This window comes from Bacillus piscicola (assembly GCF_022458745.1).
GTDB classification, from domain to species: Bacteria; Bacillota; Bacilli; order Bacillales; family Marinococcaceae; genus Alteribacillus_A; species Alteribacillus_A piscicola.
The window spans coordinates 39,504-58,046 of record NZ_JAJJJF010000003.1 but is presented as its reverse complement, the minus strand read 5'-3'; the positions used below and the strand labels follow the sequence as shown (position 1 = coordinate 58,046).

Genomic DNA, 18,543 nt, shown 5'->3' with positions numbered 1-18,543 from the left:
TCAACTATCCTTTCCTAAATCATGGTAGACTTATATAAAACCTAAGATATTTAAAAAGACAACAATAATCGTAAGCGGAACAACCACAGACATTAATACACGCCAGCTTCCATACAGGAATGGATAGCCGCTATTGTTGAGCTGGAACTCCTCCTTCACTAGGGGCTTGCTCATTCGATGAATGATAAAGAAGGCAATGAGCAGGCTTCCAAGTGGAAGCAAGATATTACTTACAAGATAATCGGTTGCGTCGAACACGCTATTATTAAAAATCATAAAGTTCGAAAGTGTACTGGACGATAGCGCGGAAGGAATGGCAGCCAGAAAAATAATAACTCCTGCAAGCCATGTTACCCCTTTTCGTGTCCATTTTCCATTAGCCGTGAAAGCGGCAACGATGATTTCATATAAGCTAAAGGAAGAGGTCAGAGTTGCAAATAGGAACAACAGTAAAAATAAACTGAGAAATAGTTGCCCGAGTGGAATTTCGGCAAAGACAGACGGCAGCACCATAAACAGGAGCCCTGGCCCTTCTGCCGGCTCATACCCAAAAGCAAATACGACCGGAAAGATAGCAAGCCCTGCTAATAAAGAGATGAATATATTCATTCCAACGACGGAGCTTGCAGATGAAACGATATTGACATCTCTTTTTAAATAAGAACTGTAGGTAACTAAGCACGAAAAACCAACAGCAAGAGAGAAAAATGACTGCCCTAGTGCATATAAGATTGATTCACCAGTAATTTTTGAAAAGTCCGGTGCCAAGAAAAATGTCACACCTTCCATCGCGCCCTCTAGTGTTAAGGAACGTATGACGATAATGATAAAGAACAGAAATAAAAGCGGCATCATGTACCGGTTTGCTTTTTCAATTCCGTTCCGGACACCCAACGAAATGACGAGCACGTTTATGAGAGTGAACAGCAAAAGACCTAGCAAAGTAACTGATGGGGAACCGGTAACTGCTCCGAATAACGCCGGATAATCGGCACTGTCATTAATAACTTGGCCAGGGATGGACATCGCGCTGTAAATGAGAACCCAGCCGCCAACGACACTGTAAAAGGAAAGCAGTAAAAAACATCCAAGTACGCCAAGCCGTCCTACCCAGACCCACAAACTGTCAGGAGCAAGTTTTTTGTATGCACTAATCGCTTCTTTTCCAGAGCCTCTTCCAATAATAAATTCAGAGATAAGTAGTGGAAGGCCGATTAAAACGGTGAATAGAATAAAAATAAGAAAGAAGGCCCCGCCGCCGCTCATTCCCGTAACATAAGGAAATTTCCAGATTGCTCCAAGCCCGACGGCAGCTCCTGCAGATGACAAAATAAAACCTAGTTTAGATGACCATTGTTCGTTTTTTTCATTCACCCTACTTCCCCCATTCCCACTATTCATAATATTTATATCTAATCACTTCTAACAGGTATTCTGTTAGAAGAGGCGGATGATTACAGCTCTGTGCGTAAATCCCATAATTCGGGAAAGAAACGATGATCTAATACTTTTCTTAAATAATCCACTCCGGAAGAGCCTCCTGTACCCACTTTGAAACCGATGATGCGCTCAACTGTTTTCATATGACGGAATCGCCACTGCTGAAGCCAATCTTCAATATCAACCAACTTTTCAGCAAGCTGGTACAGCTCCCAATGTTTATCTACATGTAAATAAACTTTTTTCCACGCTTCAGCCACAGTCGGATCACCACTGTAGGTCTCAGAGAAGTCACGATCAAGCAACTCCGGATTGACGGCAAAGCCTGCCCGTGCAAGTGCTTTGATCGAAACGTCATAAATGCTGGGGGCATGGAAAGCCGCTACAAGCGTATCATGGATTTTTTTATCCTGTTCATAGATTTTTAAAATGTGTTGAGATTTATAACCGAGGGCGAATTCAATTAATCGGTATTGGTACGATTGGAAGCCGGATGCTTGCCCAAGTTTATCACGAAACTCTAAATATTCAGCAGGGGTTAACGTAGATAATACGTCCCACGCATGAATAATCTGTGTCTGAATATTGCTCACTCTGGCAAGCATTTTGAATGCCGGCTGCAGGCTGCCTTCGTTAATTGCTTTAATGGATGCAGTCAACTCGTGCAGAATAAGCTTCATCCACAATTCACTTACTTGGTGGATGATAATAAAAAGCATCTCATCATGGTGATTCGAGAGACGTTTCTGGCTGGAGAGTATGGAGTCAAGATTCAGGTATTCCCCGTAGGTCATGTTTTCCCTGAAATCGGTGTGAATGCCTTTTTCACCTTCTAACATTTTAAGCAGTTCGGATATCGGTTTTGACACAGCTATTTCCTCCTTTTTAGTTAGGGAAAATGCTACGGGAGCGTTTGTTAGTGCGGGAGAAGTCTAGTGGCAATAGAAGGCCTTGTGTCTCCCCCTGAGTGTTATGCAACCACATCCCGTTTATTCGAAAATTTTTTGTACTGCTCCTCTTTCATGATCGTTTTTAACATTTGAACGGTCTTCCATGCTTCTTCAAATGTATTATAAAGGGCAATTGGAGCGAGACGAATTCCTTTTGGAGTGCGGAAATCAGGAATGACTTGATTTTCTTTTAATGCTTTACAAATACGGGCTGCTTCCTCATGCTCGAGATAAATGTGTCCCCCTCTTTTCGCAGCTTCACGGGGATTTGCTATCACAAAGTGGTAATCACTTAATTCTGAATCAATGAGCTTCATCATGTAGTCTGTCATACGCAACGACTTTTCGCGGATGTTTTCTATTCCAGCTTCTTTGAACATCGTAAGTGAGCCGAGTAATGGGGCTGCGCTAAGAATATGAGGCGTTCCCATTTGATACGCACCGGCATCGGAAGACGGAGTCATGGTATGTTCCATATCGAATTGTTTTTCTTTCTGTGATCCGAACCAGCCTGCAAGACCGGGCGCTACACCAAAATGCTTGTTATTGACAAAGAGCCCTGCTACGGAGCCAGGTCCGCCGTTAAGATGTTTGTACGTACACCAAAACGCATAGTCGACATCCCAATCACTAAGCTTATGAGGGATGGAGCCGATCGAATGACAGAGGTCAAACGCGATTTTAATTCCTCGATTGTGAGCCTCTTTCGTTAGATACTTCATATCAAGAATCTGGCCGCTTCGGTATAAGACGCTTGGCAGGACGATAAGTGCCACTTCATCTGTCATTGTTTCCACGATATCTGCTTCTAAGAGAGTGTTTCCATCCCTGCTTTTAACTTGCAAAAGATGTTCATCCGGTGAAAGACCATGTAACTCCAACTGACTTTTCAACGCATAAATGTCAGTTGGAAAATTTAATTCATCTGCTACAATTTTCGTTCTTTTTCCTTCAGGTTTGTAAAAAGTTGCAACGAGCTGATGCAAATTGGATGTTGTGGATCCGGTAATAATAACTTCCTCTTTTTGAGCCCCAACAAGCAGCGCACTCATTGAAGCCAGCTTTTCGGAAAAATAAAACCATGGGTGATCGCCCTTTGTCCATCCATCAATACCGTACCGCTTCCATGAATCCAAAAGATCAAGCAAAGATTTCTCAGCACGTTTCGAGAGCAGGCCAAGCGAGTTGCCATCCATATAAATTGTCTCACGAGCCATAAAAAATTCTTCCCGAAATTCCTTTAGTTGATCTTGTTGATCAAGGCTTTGCGCGTAATCCCTTGATAAGTCAAATGTATGATCCATCTTTGTCATTACTCCTTTTTGGACGGATTGTGTGCTTTTAAATTACTATACTTGATGGGCACATGGTTATGCAAAAAAAGTTAAACGAAGGTACTTATTTTAGGAGAGGTGAGAGAAGAGATTGAAACAATTGCAGCTGATCTTACTTTGTGTACTCAGGAGGGTTGTATTTTTTAGGAGAGCGTACAGACACAAAAAGGGATTGCTCTATTCGAACAATCCCTGTGTGCTATATTTTTTAATCATAAGTAATGGTGCGGCTGAGAGGATTCGAACCTCCAAGGGCAATAAAGCCCACACGGACCTGAACCGTGCGCGTCTGCCAGTTCCGCCACAGCCGCAAATGGAAGAAGGTAACTACCGACAAAAAGTATAATACACTTATTTATCGAATTTGTAAAGTAGATCAATAATATTTTGATGGAAACATGAGACGGATGATAACAAGAGACGGATGATAACTGGAACCTCCTCGATGTAGCCCGTTTCGTATCATATACTCGCTTGGTTAGACAATCTGAGATTCCCTCACTCCCAGCGTTTCATCAATTTCATTTTTTCTCTTTTTGCTTTGGTCAAAGACAAGTATAATGAAGGACAAGAAGATAAGTGTGAGCAGGAGGCAGCAATGTTAGAAAAGGCTAGGGGTTACCTACATGAATACTTCGGCTATGATCATTTTCGTCCGGGTCAGGAACAAATTATTGAAAAGGTATTGCACGGAGAGCGTGTATTGGGTGTTATGCCGACAGGAGGAGGAAAGTCGCTTTGTTATCAAATCCCTTCTCTTCTCCTTGAAGGATTAACGGTTGTTATTTCGCCTCTGATTTCATTAATGAAGGACCAGGTGGATGAGGTAAGAGCGGCGGGTATTTCGGCAACATACATTAACAGCTCTCTCTCGAATGAGGAAGTGAAAGAGCGAATATACACTCTTCAAAGAGGTGAGTACCGGCTTCTTTATTTAGCGCCAGAGAGACTGGAAAATCAACAGTTCCTTTACGAAATGAAGCAAATATCCATTTCACTTGTGGCGATCGATGAAGCACATTGCTTTTCCCAATGGGGGCATGATTTTCGTCCAAGTTACCGAAATATCCCGCGGTTTCTCGACTTTGCAGGCAGAGACGCGTCTGTTCTTGCGCTGACGGCAACAGCTACGCCGCAAGTAGCGATGGATATTTGTAATGCTCTTTCGGTTTCGAATAACAATAGGGTACACACAGGCTTTAAAAGGGACAATCTTACCTTTTCGGTCATAAAAGGACAAGAACGAGATGCGTATATCATTGATTATATTAAAAAACACTCCGGTCACTCCGGTATTGTTTATGCGACAACAAGAAAAGAAGTGGAGCGGCTGCAACTTAAGCTTGAAAAAGAAGGAATACAAGCAGAAAAATATCACGGTGGCATGGGGGCGGAGGAAAGGGCTGCTGGCCAGGAGCGTTTTGTCTATGATGAAGTGCCTGTAATGGTAGCTACTACAGCCTTTGGAATGGGTATTAATAAATCGAATGTACGCTACGTGTTGCATGCACAGATGCCAAGGAATATTGAGTCCTATTATCAGGAAGCGGGTCGAGCTGGCAGGGATGGTGCTGAAAGTGATTGCACTTTATTATTTTCACCTCGGGATATTCATACACACCAGTTTTTAATCGAGCAGTCTCACCTGGATGAACAACGAAAAGACATGGAATATCAAAAATTACGGCAGATGGTCAATTATTGCCATACAGAAGATTGCTTGCAAAACTACATATTGGAATATTTTGGAGATGAACAAAAGACGCCGTGCGGGATGTGTCTTCATTGTACAGACAAGAGGGCACTTACTGATGTAACGACTGAAGCGCAGATGGTGTTATCCTGCGTAAAGAGAATGAGGGAACGATACGGAAAAACAATAGTTGCGCAAGTGTTGACAGGCTCTGCTAACCAGAAAATTAAACAATTAACATTACACACATTACCGACATACGGGCTTATGAAGAAAAAGTCGCAATCGGAGGTAAGTGAATTTATAGATTTTTTGATAGCTCACGATTACCTGAGATTATCGGATGGGGGATATCCGGTTTTACACCTAACTCAACGTGCGGCGGAAGTATTGCGTAATGAAACCAAGGTGCACAAGAAAGAAACGATAACGGCCAAAACGGTTTCGAAAGAACATCCGTTATTTGAAGAATTAAGGGAATTAAGGATGAAGCTAGCTAAGGAGAATGGGATTGCTCCGTATATGGTGTTTTCGGATCAGACGTTATTAGAACTATGCACACACCAGCCTGTCGATGAACGGGAATTACTGCAAGTTAAGGGGATAGGGAGCCAGAAATCAGAAGCATACGGGGAAGCTTTTCTGGAAATTATTCAACGTTTCAAGGCGGGGTGAAAAAACTGAGGGAGTCGCCGTCTTCTGATAACCATAGATATTTATAATATATAATTTTTTTTGTATATCTAATCTAAATAAGCCTTGTGAAATTGAATCAAATACTAAAAAGAACTCTCCATTTTGGAGAGTTCTTTGGGTTTTATTAGTTGATGTCAATTACTGTTTAGTTACGTTAGCAGCTTGTGGTCCACGGTCACCTTCGACGATTTCGAAGCTAACTTGCTGACCTTCTTCCAATGATTTGAATCCTTCTTCCTGGATAGCGGAGAAGTGAACAAATACATCGTCTGCACCTTCGCGCTCAATAAAACCAAAACCTTTTTCTGCGTTAAACCATTTAACTGTTCCTTGTTCCATGTGATCCTCCTGTGTGCTCGTGGCACGTAATAATTACTTATCTTGCTAAACGCTATGATCAAGTAATGATCATAGGTGACAAAATAGCAACTTCATCATATCATGTGCCTAAAAATAATGCAAGTACCTAAAGCGGAAAATCAATAAGAAAGATATGGAAAGTTAAACGCTTACATTTCTTTAAGGAGTTTGTTGTTTGAAGACGATAGCATCCTTAATGGTCTCATACGTTTGGAAATCATTTAGATCAAGTTCAATTTCCTCGGTTTTCTCAGCTAATTCTGGTGAAATGCCGGTTATGATAAGCTCTGAGCCTAATAATTCCAGAAGTTCATGAAGTGTGAACAATCCTTTGATGATATCATCACTAAGATTGTGAAGTCCTGATAAATCCAGGATTAATGTTTCAACATTTGCAGAATAAATCGCTTCTGTCACGTCATCAAAAATGTGCTGAAGCCGTTCTTCGTTTACGTTTCCAATAATAGGAAGGGCGAAGACATAATCAACAATCGGTATAATTGGTGTTGATAATGAATGGATGTCATCATCATATGCGTTTATTTTCTCTGCCGAGTATTTCTGTTCAGTGATATCCGTCTGAATCCCAAGAAAGTAATACTTCTTTTCTGACTCTACATAAACAGGCTCAAGAAGCAGTTCACTCCAGAATTTTTCGCCATTTTTACGGTAATTAATAATTTCAAGGGAGATTGCCTTCCTGTTTGTGATGGCGTTTTGGATATCGGCAATAGCAGCGGCAGGTGTATCTATACCGTGCAAAATTCGACTGTTTTTCCCGATTATTTCCTCTTTCTCATAACCAGTTAATTGTAAGAAGCCTTTGTTTACATAGACGATCGGACAGTCATCTGCATCTGGATCGATTACAATGACACCGGAGGGGAAAACATTGAGGACTTTTTTGAGCAAGTCTTTAGATGGGTAAAAATCATCCATAATAAGCCGACTCCTTTTCATAGCAGGATCCTAACGATTATAATATTTCATTTTATGACGATTTGTTTCATGATGCAAGCTAATTATTTAGAAAAAGCTGTCACTTCAGTTTTTCTTTTAAGGGATAGAAGGTTATGCTTTGCACAATCAACGAAAGCATGATCATCATAAATGCCCAGGATAGAAGGGCGCTGTCTTGACCGCTTGCTTGTTCGGTAATGCTTAATAATAACGCCAGTGACATGGTCCCCTTTATTCCGCCCCATGTCATTAAGAGGAGGTCTTTATTTGTGTAGGATATCCTCCAGCTCTTGACCGTCTTGAAAATCCCTAATAAGACGAGACCTCTGATCAGTACCGACAGGACAAAACCAGCCAAAACAAAGAGAAAGCCATCGGCCTCGATGAATTTGGTGCTTTCAATGCCGATCATTATAAAGATAACCGAGAGAAGAAACGGTTCGATCGTTCCCCAAAAATTCTTTAAATCACGCCGCAGTTCTTTTTCTTTTTTATGATTGGATAGCTCTTTTGACAGTAAAAGACCGCTAACTACTGAAGCGATTACGCCTGAAACACCGATAATTTCCCCGACATAGAAACTCCCGTAAGCAAGCAGGATTGTCAGCCAGACTTGATAGACGTGAGAGTTTAAGACCTGAAGCCCCTTTGAAACGGACCAGCCAAAGAGGAGACCGATGACGGTACCGCCAGCCGCTGTATAAATAAAGTCAAGAGCAAACATTCCCAACTGAAGAGACTGACTTCCGAAATAATAACCACTGAATAAACTGAAAACAACGATACTTGTCCCATCATTCAGGAGTGACTCTCCCTCAACCACTTCGGCAAGGTGGTGTTTATCGCTACTTTTATTAAGAATAGAGACAACGGTAACAGGATCAGTCGGGATTAACAAAGATGATAGTAACATGGCTCCGGCAAGTGAGATCCCGACAAGAGTGTGGCCGGAAAAGTATAACGTAAAACCTAAAAGAATCGCAGTAAGAAAAATCCCCAGTGTTCCCAGTGTTATGATCAGAGACAATTTTCTTCGAAATTGATCCAAAGGAAACTGATACGCTGATGTAAATAATAAAGCGGGTAAAATCCAATCAAAAATAAAATCTTTCGTTAATTCAATGGATGAAAAATAAGAAAAAACAGCGAGAACCATCCCAACAGCAATTAAAATAATTGGTGCTGGAAACTTCTTTTGATCTTTGTCCAAAGCAAATACAAAAAAACCGACAGCCGTTATTATCAACAATTTGTATGCATCCATTAAAGTTCCTCCTCTTCGAACCCTCGAATATATACCAAGTAAATAACCGGGAATGTCAGGAACGAAACGTTACCCGCTATGCGGAATGTGCTAAGATAAAGAGTGTTGAACAATGAGAGAGAGAGGATTTTTATATCATGAGTAAATCATTAATCCTGGCAGAAAAACCATCTGTCGGTAAAGATATTGCAAAAGTGCTTGGCTGCAACAAACAAGCAAACGGATACATGGAAGGTCAAAAATATGTGGTGACATGGGCGTTTGGTCATCTGGTGACACTTGCTGAACCAGAAGCATATGAGGAACGATACAAAACGTGGCGTTTAGAAGATTTGCCTATGCTTCCAGCCCCTTTAAAGTTGTCTGTCATAAAAAAGTCCGGTAAACAATTTCGCACGGTGAGAGATCAGTTGCGACGGCAGGATGTGAAGGAAATAATCATCGCTACGGACGCTGGAAGAGAAGGGGAACTGGTAGCACGTTGGATTCTAGAAAAAGCAGGAAATAAAAAAGCGGTAAAGCGGCTGTGGATCTCTTCTGTTACCGACCAGGCGATTAAAAAAGGGTTTCAAAACCTGAGGGATGGAAAAGCATTCTTTTCTTTATACGAGGCAGCCCAAGCTCGATCGGAAGCGGATTGGTATGTTGGGATGAACGCCACGAGAGCTCTCACAACGAAACACAACGCCTCGCTTTCCTGCGGACGGGTGCAGACGCCGACGCTTGCAATGGTAAGAGAAAGAGAAGAAGAAATTGCTCAATTTAAACCAAGGCCCTTTAATAAGATATTTGTGAAACTTGACAATGGTTTAACGCTTTGGTGGCGCAACCCAAAAAGTGGCGAGGAACGGTTATTCGACGAGAATAAAACAAAGCAACTCATGGAAAGAATTAAAGGCCGGGAAGCGGTTATTACAGCGGTTAAGGTGCAGAAAAAAACGGAAACACCACCTCTTTTATATGACTTAACAGAACTACAACGAGAGGCAAATAATCGCTACGGTTTTTCGGCGAAAGAGACTTTGAACACATTACAGCGCTTATACGAAATTCATAAAGTATTGACGTACCCACGCACAGACTCCCGTTATCTTTCATCTGATTTAACCGGCACGATGAATGAACGTTTGAATGCTTGCGACGTGCAGCCTTATGCGAAGCATGTGCTAAAGATAAAACAAAATAAGTGGTCGATCCGAAAAGGGATGGTAAATGACAAGCTGGTGACCGATCACCATGCACTTATCCCGACAGAAGTAGCTCCCGTTACCGGAAATATGACGGATAAAGAATGGAAGATATATCGGCTTGTTACGGAGCGTTTTCTGGCAGCTTTTTATCCCCCTGCAGAATATGAACACACGGAGATTCATGCCGTTGTTGGCGAAGAAGTGTTTTATGCAAAAGGGAAGCAGTTAGATAAGGAAGGCTGGAGAGCGGTGACCGGTCAAGAAGCAAGCAGCACCGAAGTCTTTCCGTTACTTAAGGAACAAGAGAACAAGCGTGTTATCCAAACAGGGACAGAAACGGGAGAGACAAAGCCCCCGGCTCACTTTACTGAAGCGACTTTGTTATCAGTAATGGAAGACCCTTCCCGTTACATGGCGGAACGGGAGAAACATTTAGTAAAAACGATTAAGACATCGGGCGGTATTGGCACGGTAGCGACGAGGGCCGATATTATTGAAAAATTACTTAACAGCTTTCTAATTGAAAAAAGAGGAAAACACCTTCATACCACTTCTAAGGGTAGACAGCTTCTTGAACTCGCACCCGACGAATTGAAATCCCCCGCATTGACAGCCGAGTGGGAGCAGGAGCTACTGGATATTGAACGTGGGAAATCTTCAAAAAATGTTTTTATTGAACGAACGAAACAATACGCAAAAGCAGCAGTCGAGAGCATTAAAGAAAGCGAACAATCGTTTAAACATGATAATGTCACCGGTACCCCTTGTCCGGAGTGCGGAAAATTACTTCTCGAAGTTAAAGGGAAGAATGGCAAAATGAAAGTGTGCCAAGATCGAGATTGCGGCTACAAAAAAAATATTGCTAAAGCAACCAATGCTAGATGTCCGCAGTGTAAAAAGCGAATGGAAATGCGTGGAGAAGGTGACGGTCAGATTTTTGTCTGCCGTTGTGGCTATAAAGAGAAAGTAAAGGCATTTAATGAAAGAAGAAAACGGGAAAAGCAAAACAAGGCATCGAAAAAAGACGTAAATAAATATTTGAAATCTCAAGGCAGTGATGAGATGAAAAATCCTGCACTGGCAGAAGCTTTGGCGAAACTAAACAAGAAGTAAAGACAGAAAGTAGCAATTCTTTTCACATTATGGTAGGATAAGAAGACAACCTTGCTGCCACTGGAAAGAATGTAAAGCTAAATCGATTTTAGGCTGCATTCCCTCAAGAAATCGGGATGCAGTTTTTTATTGTTTTCTTTATGAAATACAGGGAATTGTGCACAATAATAAATAATAATTCAATATGAGATAAAAGGGGATACAAGACTGTGACATTATTTAACGAATTGCAAATGGATGATAAGATTTTACGCGCGGTGAATGACATGGGGTTTGAGGAAGCCACACCTATACAAGCGGAAGTCATTCCTAAAGTAAAAGATGGCCGAGACATAATCGGACAAGCTCAAACAGGGACAGGGAAGACGGCTGCTTTTGGCATACCTTTAATTGAGAAAGTGGATACAGAAGAGAGTCATCCACAAGGCCTCGTGCTTGCTCCAACTCGTGAGCTAGCGATACAGGTTGCGGAAGAGTTAAACAGACTCGCGCGCTTTAAAGGAGTTCAGGCCCTTGCTGTTTATGGCGGCCAGGAAATAAGCCGGCAAATTAAAGCATTGAAGCGACGTCCACAAATCATCGTGGCGACTCCAGGGAGATTTATGGACCATATGAGAAGAAGGACGATTCGCCCGCAACATATGAACATGGTCGTTTTAGATGAAGCGGATGAAATGTTAAGCATGGGTTTCATTGAAGATATCGAAACCATCTTGGCGGAAGTGCCAGAAGATAGACAAACCTTGCTGTTTTCTGCAACGATGCCAAAACGTCTTCAGTCTGTCACCGAACGCTTTATGAAAAATCCAGAATCAATTAAAGTGAAAAGCAAGGGTCTTACAGTTGCCAATATCGAACAAAGATATATTGAAGTGCCTGAAAAACAAAAATTCGAGACGCTATGCTTGCTGCTTGATATTACACCACCAGAGCTTGCCATTGTGTTCGGGCGCACGAAACGAAGAGTTGACGAACTTTCAGAAGCACTAACCCAAAGAGGTTACGCTGCAGAAGGTATTCACGGTGATCTTAAGCAGGAACAGCGTGATAAAGTATTACGTAAGTTTAAAAAGAGCACCATTGATATTCTTGTTGCAACGGATGTAGCGGCAAGAGGCTTGGATGTCAGCGGCGTGACTCATGTATACAACTTCGATCTGCCACAAGATCCGGAAAGCTATGTGCATAGAATTGGCAGAACGGGCCGGGCAGGAAAAGAAGGAATAGCCTATAGCTTTGTAACACCGAAGGAAACGAGTCATTTAAAGTTCATTGAGAGCACGATTAAGAAAAAAATCACCAAACAGGATATCCCAACTTTTGCTGAGGCCTTGCATGTTCGACACCAGCAGGCAGTTGACAATCTGCTCGAAACGGTGAAACATGAGAATTACGAAGAACTTGAAAGTGCAGCTAAAACACTGTTAAACGGTCATGATCCTGTCACCTTAATTGCCGCTGCCTTAAAGATGAATATTAAAGAACCCGACCAAGTTTCGGTTAAGTTAACGGAAGAAGCATCCTTAAGACCGAAAAAGAAACCCGGAAACCGGCAGCGGAGCGGGGGCGGCAGAGGTGATCACCGCGGCACAAAACGCTTTACTCGGTCAAAACGTGACGGGGGAGCGAGAAGAAAGCGATAAAAATGAACAACAAACCGTCCTTTTTCGAGGGCGGTTTTTTCATCAACCTGTAAAAGGCTGGCGGTATTCGGTAAAAGGGGGAGAAAAATGAGTTTGCTTCGCGCGGAAAATCTGTATAAAACCTACGGAGAGAAGGAACTTTTTACTAACATTTCATTTGTCATTTCGGAACAGGATCGAATTGGCCTGATAGGTATCAATGGTACGGGGAAATCTACGTTTCTAAAGGTTTTGGCCAATATGGAGACAGTAGAAAAAGGGGAGTTGTTTCATCCTAACAATCTCAAGATAGAATACCTTCCTCAAGAACCACGTTTAGAGGAAGAATTAAGTGTTCTGGACCAAATTTATTACGGTGATTCACAAATCATGAGGACGATGTGTGCTTATGAGAGAGCCCTTCAAGAGCTGGAGCAAAACCCAGGCAGTACTGAATTGCAGGAGAAACTGCTTCTTGCTCAAGAAAAGATGGATGCAGAACAAGCATGGGAAGCAAATGCTGCCGCTAAACAAATCTTAACGCGTCTCGGTATCCACGAGTTCTCTAAAAAAGTAAGGGAGCTTTCAGGAGGACAAAAGAAACGGATAGCGATAGCAAAAGCACTCATTCAAGCTGGTGATGTCTTGATTTTGGATGAGCCTACCAACCATCTTGACAGTCAATCAATTGAATGGTTGGAAAGCTATTTGTCCACCTATAAAGGGGCATTAGTTTTAGTAACACATGACCGCTATTTCTTAAATCGGGTAACAAATCGCATATTTGAATTAGAATCAGGGAATCTCCACATTTATGAGGGGAATTATGAACTTTTTTTAGAGAAAAAAGCAGAGCGGGAAACCGTTCAGGAACAAGCGGAATCGAAAAGACGTAATATCTTGCGTACGGAGCTGGAATGGCTACGCCGTGGTCCAAAGGCAAGAGGAACTAAGCAAAAAGCACGAAAACAACGTATTGACCAGCTCCAAAATCAAAAAGGCCCTTCTTTGAAAAAAGATGTCGATTTTGCGATTGGTTCACACCGTTTAGGGAAAAAAGTAATTGAGGCGGAAAATGTAACAAAAACGTTTAATGATAAACCAATTATCTCTTCCTTTGATTATTTAATCAGCCCTTCGGAACGGTTGGGTATTGTCGGGAAGAATGGAAGCGGGAAAACAACACTGTTAAATATGCTCGCTGGGAAGATGGAGCCTGATAAGGGAATGATCACATTTGGATCTACAGTGAAGATTGGTTATTATTCACAGGAAAATGAAGATCTCGATGAAAGTAAACGGATTATTGAATACATTCGTGACATTGCGGAAGTGGTAACAACGAAGGATGGACAAGTAATTACCGCCGAACAAATGTTAGAACGGTTTTTATTCGAACGTTCGCAGCAATGGACATACATCTATCGGCTTTCGGGCGGGGAAAGAAGGCGACTGTATTTACTTGGGGTACTGATGAAAGAACCGAACGTCTTATTTTTAGATGAACCGACAAATGACTTGGATACGGAAACGTTAAGTGTACTGGAAACATATTTGGAACAATTTCCTGGAGCAGTGGTGACGGTCTCGCACGATCGCTACTTTCTTGACCGAGTAGTTGATAAACTGCTGGTTTTCTCCGATAACCAATCCATCAAAATTTTTCAAGGTAATTACTCGGAATACTTGGACACAATAAAAACAGACAGAGAAACAAAATTGCCAAAAAAACCAGCAGAAAATGAAACACACACAACACCCTCCCGCAAAAAACTTTCGTACCGTGAACAGCAGGAATGGGATGGTTTGGAGAAACGGATTGCTGAACTTGAGCAAGAAAAAATGAGCGTGGAAGCGGAAATTGAGCAGTCCGGAAGTGATTTTGAAACGGCTCAGGAATGGGTCAACCATTTACAACATATAGAATATGCACTAGAACAAGCCATGGACCGCTGGATGGAACTGTCGCTTATGATAGAAGAAATGAACAACTAGAAATCAGAACTGTTTTCTCTGGTAAGGTGACGGGTATATAGGCAGGTACTAATAAGTTAGCAAAGGAGAACGACATGGACTTGCATCTTCTACTGGAATATGGGTGGGTTTTATTAGTGCTCATCCTCCTCGAGGGGATTTTAGCAGCAGACAATGCACTCGTGCTTGCTATTATGGTGAAAACCCTGCCCGCGCAAAAACGAAAAAAAGCATTATTTTATGGTCTTGCTGGAGCGTTCGTTTTTCGTTTCGCTGCCTTATTTATCATTTCCTTTTTAGTGGATGTCTGGCAAGTGCAAGCAATCGGTGCGTTGTACTTGTTGTTCATGTCAGCAAACCACCTGGTCCGTAAAATTTGGTTAAAAAAAGGAGAAACCCCGGAAGAAAAGGTGCAAAAGAAAAAAGCGAAGAGTGCAAGCTTTTGGGGAACTGTGTTAAAGGTCGAGATAGCAGACATTGCCTTTGCGGTAGACTCTATTCTGGCGGCGGTCGCTTTAGCGGTTACGTTGCCTAAAAGCCCTCTTCCTAATATCGGCGGGATGGATGGGGGACAGTTTATCGTCATTTTGACGGGTGGCTTAATCGGTGTTGTGTTAATGCGCTTTGCTGCAACAGCTTTTGTGAAATTATTAAATGGCCGACCTGGGTTGGAAGCTGCTGCATTTCTTATTGTGGGCTGGGTCGGGATAAAGCTTGCAGTCTACACACTGGCTCATCCTGCACTAGGTATTTTACCAGAAGAATTTCCAGAGTCACCCGTTTGGAAACTCACCTTTTACATTGTACTTGTACTCATTGCTCTTGGCGGGTGGTTTTTGTCAAAAAAGAAATCATAAAAAAAGAAGCTTCTCTTTAACTGTATTTGCAGAAAGAGCAGCTTCTTATATGTCAAAAGCTGCAGTGTTAATTGTTGAATTTAATGACGCCGCAGGATATCCGAGAGCCTACATCTCCGGCTCGCAGTGTTTCCTTATCAGGTCCGCTTTCTCCCTTTTTTGATAATTGATAACGTTTCGGGATGTTTCCAAAGTTATCAGCACCAGAGTGCACGACAACAGCACGATTTTCACGCGCCAGCTGTCTTACGTCAAAACGGTCCAACTCTGTAATTAAATAAGCAGAGCCATCATGAAGACCGTATAGTGGCGGCATATCCCCAGCATGCGTCCCGTGTTGAGAATAATCTGGATTGTGATGACCACCTGCAGATAAAAAGGCTCCTTTTTTATCAAATGGATCACAAAGACCAGTTTCGTGAATATGAAATCCATGGAAACCTTTTGGAATTCCTTTGTTGAATAAAGCTTTTACAAGTGCGCTTTGACTCTTTTGGTAAAAAGATACATTGCCAATGACGTTGCCGTCGGTATCATACATTTTTGCCGCGGCGGTTTTCATATCTTCGGAATCGTTGCCAGCGAAGACATCCTGCGCGTCTTCTACTGCAACTTCTTGGTCGGAAGCAAAGCTCATATCCGGGCTTTCTTTATTCTGTTGTTGACATCCGCTAAGGATAACGAAACTGGCAACAACCAAAATCATATATGCTTCTTTCATTTTTTACCAACCTCCTCCCCATCTACCTTTACCAAAACCGCAATTTTTCATTCTAAAAAGCTGATTACACGAATCAAATACGTTATAATGAAGCAAGCTGATTAAAGTCTTTTTGCTAGGAATATCAAAGGATGTAAGGTGATAAACTTGGAGAATGTTTTGAAGGTTTTAACCAGTATTTGGTTCATTATCCTGGTGATGCAAGTATTAACTGGATTTGGAGCCTACATAGTTGAACTTCCTGATTATTTATTAGTCGCTTCTCTACTTTTGTTTTCTGTATTTGTCATTCACGAATTCAGGAAGGGAATCGTAAGGGAATTAGAAAAAGATTCCTCCGAACGTTAGATGAGTAACTTTCAAGAGCTGTGAGGAGAAAAGCAATGCCTGCAGGTAAATGAGGCATTGCTTTTCTGTTAAAAAGCGAACTAATTGATAGGGATGAGTCATATAGTGTATCGTTTTAAGTCGGAAGAGGAAAAACAGCGAGTAAGAGAAAGGGACTATCTATGTTTGCTTCTACTTTGTCACATTTAATGCTTATCGGAATTTTGGGGATTGGCTCGCAATGGTTCGCATGGCGACTGCGCCTGCCTGCCATCGTGGTTATGTCAGTAGCAGGGCTCTTAATCGGCCCTGTTTTTGGGGTAATGAATCCGGAAGAAGACTTTGGTACAATGTTTAGTCCGGTTATCTCAATGGCGGTAGCGATTATTTTGTTCGAGGGAAGTTTGAATTTAGATTTTAGGGAAATAAAAGGATTAGGTAAATCAGTGTTCCGCATTATTACGCTGGGAGCATTCATTGCTTGGATATTAGGTTCATTAACTGCCTTTTTTGTCGCGGGTCTACCGTTGGTCGTGTCTTTTATTATTGGTGGATTATTTATCGTAACCGGTCCAACCGTTATTTTGCCGCTTTTGCGTCAAGCAAAGTTAAAACAACGGCCGGCCACCATTTTAAAGTGGGAAGGTATTGTTGTCGATCCACTTGGCGCTCTTCTGGCTGTTTTTGCTTTTGAAATCATCCAATTTTTTACGGTTGAGAGTGTCACCGTGGAAGCACTGCTTTTATTCTTTTTAGCATCGTTGTTTGCGGTTGTGATTGGATGGATATGCGGCAAAGGGATTGGAGAAATGTTTGAGCGTGGATTTGTTCCGGAATTTTTAAAGTCTCCGCTAGTATTCACAGTAGTCATAGCCTGTTTTGCAGTAGCTGATGAAGTGATGCATGAAACCGGGCTGCTTGCTGTGACGGCAATGGGGATGACGCTTGCGAATGTGCACAATGCATCGCTTTCCGATATGCGGCATTTCAAAGAGAACGTCTCTCTCTTGTTGTTATCGGGGATATTTATTATGCTAACCGCATCCTTAGATCGTTCTACCCTATTGCAAGTTTTTGATTTTAACATAATCTTTTACGTCATTCTTATGTTATTTATCGTGCGTCCGCTTTCGATATGGTTGTCAACAATGAACACGGAGCTCTCGATACGTGAAAAAGTCTTGATCGGTTGGATTGCACCACGCGGAATTGTCGCTTTAACTGTCGCCGGTTATTTTGAAAATGTATTAACGGAGGCGGGGTATTTGGACGCTGCAATTGTTATGCCGCTAACATTCGCACTCGTCTTTGCCACAGTGTGTGCCCATGGGTTCACCCTTGGGCCAATGGCCAAACGTTTAGAGCTGTCGATAGCCGGGAAGCCGGGTGTGCTTATTGTCGGCGGCAGCTCGTTTAGCACAGCGTTCGCCAAGGTACTTCAGGATATGGGGATACCCGTACTTATAACCGACTCTTCCTTTGAGCACTTGTTTAATGCGAAAGGTGCCGGGGTACCTTATTATCGTGGGGAAATTTTGTCGGAACAAACCGAATATCATTTAGATATGACACCTTATGATAAGCTGATTGTTGCTACAGACAGCGATTCGTATAACTCACTAGTCTGCACAACTTTTATACCTGACTTCGGGCGTAATGATATTTTTCAATTAAGCTGGCATGTTGATGAGAAAGATCACCCGAATGATTTAATAAAGCGGGCAGAAGCACGTGTGTTGTTTGGAGAAGGAGCGACTTTTGAGCAATTAAATAGGAAGATCCAAGCGGGCCATGTTTTTCGAAGGACAAAACTTACGAAGCAGTACACGATTGAGCAATATTTAGCGGAAAGGGAAGAGGGAACGGTTGTATTGGCGGTTTTGAAACAGACTGGTAAGCTGAACCTTGTCACCGCGAATACGTCCTTAAAAGCAGAAGCGGGTGATACAATAATCAGCTTGTCACCAACAGGGAAAGAAAGAAAGAAGATCCAAGAAAAACTTGATTCACAGCGAAAGGAAAATGGAAATGGGGGCTAAGCT

General features: G+C 42.1%; 14 protein-coding genes and 1 tRNA gene. 7 read left to right on the top strand and 8 right to left on the bottom strand.

All coding sequences use genetic code 11. The features are described 5' to 3' along the window. Positions 1-30: 30 nt before the first annotated feature. The 4 genes from LOR49_RS07820 to LOR49_RS07805 all read right to left on the bottom strand — a co-directional run bounded on the left by LOR49_RS07820 (position 31) and on the right by LOR49_RS07805 (position 4,035). Entirely contained in the window at positions 31-1,374 is a 1,344-nt protein-coding gene (locus LOR49_RS07820) for a sodium-dependent transporter (protein WP_240375847.1), read from the bottom strand. Between the two features lie 80 nt (positions 1,375-1,454). Further along, positions 1,455-2,279 (bottom strand): tryptophan 2,3-dioxygenase, encoded by an 825-nt coding sequence (gene kynA, locus LOR49_RS07815; protein WP_275899579.1) that lies wholly within the window; start codon positions 2,277-2,279, stop codon positions 1,455-1,457. 131 nt (positions 2,280-2,410) lie between these two features. Continuing rightward, positions 2,411-3,694, bottom strand: a complete 1,284-nt coding sequence (gene kynU / locus LOR49_RS07810) for a kynureninase (protein ID WP_240375845.1) — start codon at positions 3,692-3,694, stop codon at positions 2,411-2,413. Positions 3,695-3,946: 252 nt separating this feature from the next. After that, positions 3,947-4,035: transfer RNA gene (locus LOR49_RS07805), tRNA-Leu, on the bottom strand. 287 nt (positions 4,036-4,322) lie between these two features. Between LOR49_RS07805 and recQ the strand changes: the two genes are divergently transcribed. Then, a complete protein-coding gene (gene recQ, locus LOR49_RS07800; RefSeq protein ID WP_240375844.1) occupies positions 4,323-6,092 on the top strand; it encodes a DNA helicase RecQ in 1,770 nt (589 codons plus the stop codon). 159 nt (positions 6,093-6,251) lie between these two features. Here recQ and LOR49_RS07795 read toward each other — a convergent pair whose 3' ends face one another. The 3 genes from LOR49_RS07795 to LOR49_RS07785 all read right to left on the bottom strand — a co-directional run bounded on the left by LOR49_RS07795 (position 6,252) and on the right by LOR49_RS07785 (position 8,697). Further along, positions 6,252-6,452 carry a cold-shock protein gene (locus tag LOR49_RS07795; protein WP_240375843.1) on the bottom strand — a complete coding sequence of 67 codons (201 nt, stop codon included), beginning with the start codon at positions 6,450-6,452 and terminating at the stop codon, positions 6,252-6,254. Between the two features lie 180 nt (positions 6,453-6,632). Next, positions 6,633-7,412 (bottom strand): YtvA family blue-light photoreceptor, encoded by a 780-nt coding sequence (gene ytvA / locus LOR49_RS07790; protein WP_240375842.1) that lies wholly within the window; start codon positions 7,410-7,412, stop codon positions 6,633-6,635. A gap of 100 nt (positions 7,413-7,512) precedes the next feature. Then, positions 7,513-8,697, bottom strand: a complete 1,185-nt coding sequence (locus LOR49_RS07785; RefSeq protein WP_240375841.1) for a cation:proton antiporter — start codon at positions 8,695-8,697, stop codon at positions 7,513-7,515. A 137-nt stretch (positions 8,698-8,834) separates the two neighbouring features. Here LOR49_RS07785 and LOR49_RS07780 point away from each other — a divergent pair, with 137 nt between their 5' ends. The 4 genes from LOR49_RS07780 (at position 8,835) to LOR49_RS07765 (ending at position 15,453) form a co-directional block, all read left to right on the top strand. Further along, on the top strand, positions 8,835-11,000 hold the full coding sequence (locus tag LOR49_RS07780) for a DNA topoisomerase III (protein WP_240375840.1): 2,166 nt from the start codon (positions 8,835-8,837) through the stop codon (positions 10,998-11,000). A 209-nt stretch (positions 11,001-11,209) separates the two neighbouring features. Then, positions 11,210-12,643, top strand: coding sequence for a degradosome RNA helicase CshA (gene cshA, locus LOR49_RS07775; RefSeq protein WP_240375839.1), 1,434 nt, complete (start codon positions 11,210-11,212; stop codon positions 12,641-12,643). An 87-nt stretch (positions 12,644-12,730) separates the two neighbouring features. Next, positions 12,731-14,617, top strand: coding sequence for an ABC-F family ATP-binding cassette domain-containing protein (locus LOR49_RS07770; RefSeq protein WP_240375838.1), 1,887 nt, complete (start codon positions 12,731-12,733; stop codon positions 14,615-14,617). Positions 14,618-14,691: 74 nt separating this feature from the next. Beyond that, positions 14,692-15,453 carry a TerC family protein gene (locus tag LOR49_RS07765; RefSeq protein ID WP_240375837.1) on the top strand — a complete coding sequence of 254 codons (762 nt, stop codon included), beginning with the start codon at positions 14,692-14,694 and terminating at the stop codon, positions 15,451-15,453. A 67-nt stretch (positions 15,454-15,520) separates the two neighbouring features. Here the strand turns inward: LOR49_RS07765 and LOR49_RS07760 are convergent, their stop codons facing one another. Further along, on the bottom strand, positions 15,521-16,174 hold the full coding sequence (locus LOR49_RS07760) for a superoxide dismutase family protein (protein ID WP_240375835.1): 654 nt from the start codon (positions 16,172-16,174) through the stop codon (positions 15,521-15,523). A gap of 147 nt (positions 16,175-16,321) precedes the next feature. Here LOR49_RS07760 and LOR49_RS07755 point away from each other — a divergent pair, with 147 nt between their 5' ends. Both LOR49_RS07755 and LOR49_RS07750 read left to right on the top strand, forming a co-directional pair. Continuing rightward, a complete protein-coding gene (locus tag LOR49_RS07755) occupies positions 16,322-16,522 on the top strand; it encodes a hypothetical protein (protein WP_240375833.1) in 201 nt (66 codons plus the stop codon). A 161-nt stretch (positions 16,523-16,683) separates the two neighbouring features. Continuing rightward, a complete protein-coding gene (locus LOR49_RS07750) occupies positions 16,684-18,540 on the top strand; it encodes a cation:proton antiporter (protein WP_240375831.1) in 1,857 nt (618 codons plus the stop codon). Positions 18,541-18,543 lie beyond the last annotated feature (3 nt).

What these genes read in the sequence shown, in the direction of transcription:
- kynA (WP_275899579.1), bottom strand. Translation starts at nt 2,279, where the DNA reads ATGTTAGAAGGTGAAAAAGGCATTCACACCGATTTCAGGGAAAACATG.
- kynU (WP_240375845.1), bottom strand. Translation starts at nt 3,694, where the DNA reads ATGGATCATACATTTGACTTATCAAGGGATTACGCGCAAAGCCTTGAT.
- recQ (WP_240375844.1), top strand. Translation starts at nt 4,323, where the DNA reads ATGTTAGAAAAGGCTAGGGGTTACCTACATGAATACTTCGGCTATGAT.
- LOR49_RS07795 (WP_240375843.1), bottom strand. Translation starts at nt 6,452, where the DNA reads ATGGAACAAGGAACAGTTAAATGGTTTAACGCAGAAAAAGGTTTTGGT.
- ytvA (WP_240375842.1), bottom strand. Translation starts at nt 7,412, where the DNA reads ATGGATGATTTTTACCCATCTAAAGACTTGCTCAAAAAAGTCCTCAAT.
- LOR49_RS07785 (WP_240375841.1), bottom strand. Translation starts at nt 8,697, where the DNA reads ATGGATGCATACAAATTGTTGATAATAACGGCTGTCGGTTTTTTTGTA.
- LOR49_RS07780 (WP_240375840.1), top strand. Translation starts at nt 8,835, where the DNA reads ATGAGTAAATCATTAATCCTGGCAGAAAAACCATCTGTCGGTAAAGAT.
- LOR49_RS07770 (WP_240375838.1), top strand. Translation starts at nt 12,731, where the DNA reads ATGAGTTTGCTTCGCGCGGAAAATCTGTATAAAACCTACGGAGAGAAG.
- LOR49_RS07765 (WP_240375837.1), top strand. Translation starts at nt 14,692, where the DNA reads ATGGACTTGCATCTTCTACTGGAATATGGGTGGGTTTTATTAGTGCTC.
- LOR49_RS07760 (WP_240375835.1), bottom strand. Translation starts at nt 16,174, where the DNA reads ATGAAAGAAGCATATATGATTTTGGTTGTTGCCAGTTTCGTTATCCTT.
- LOR49_RS07750 (WP_240375831.1), top strand. Translation starts at nt 16,684, where the DNA reads ATGTTTGCTTCTACTTTGTCACATTTAATGCTTATCGGAATTTTGGGG.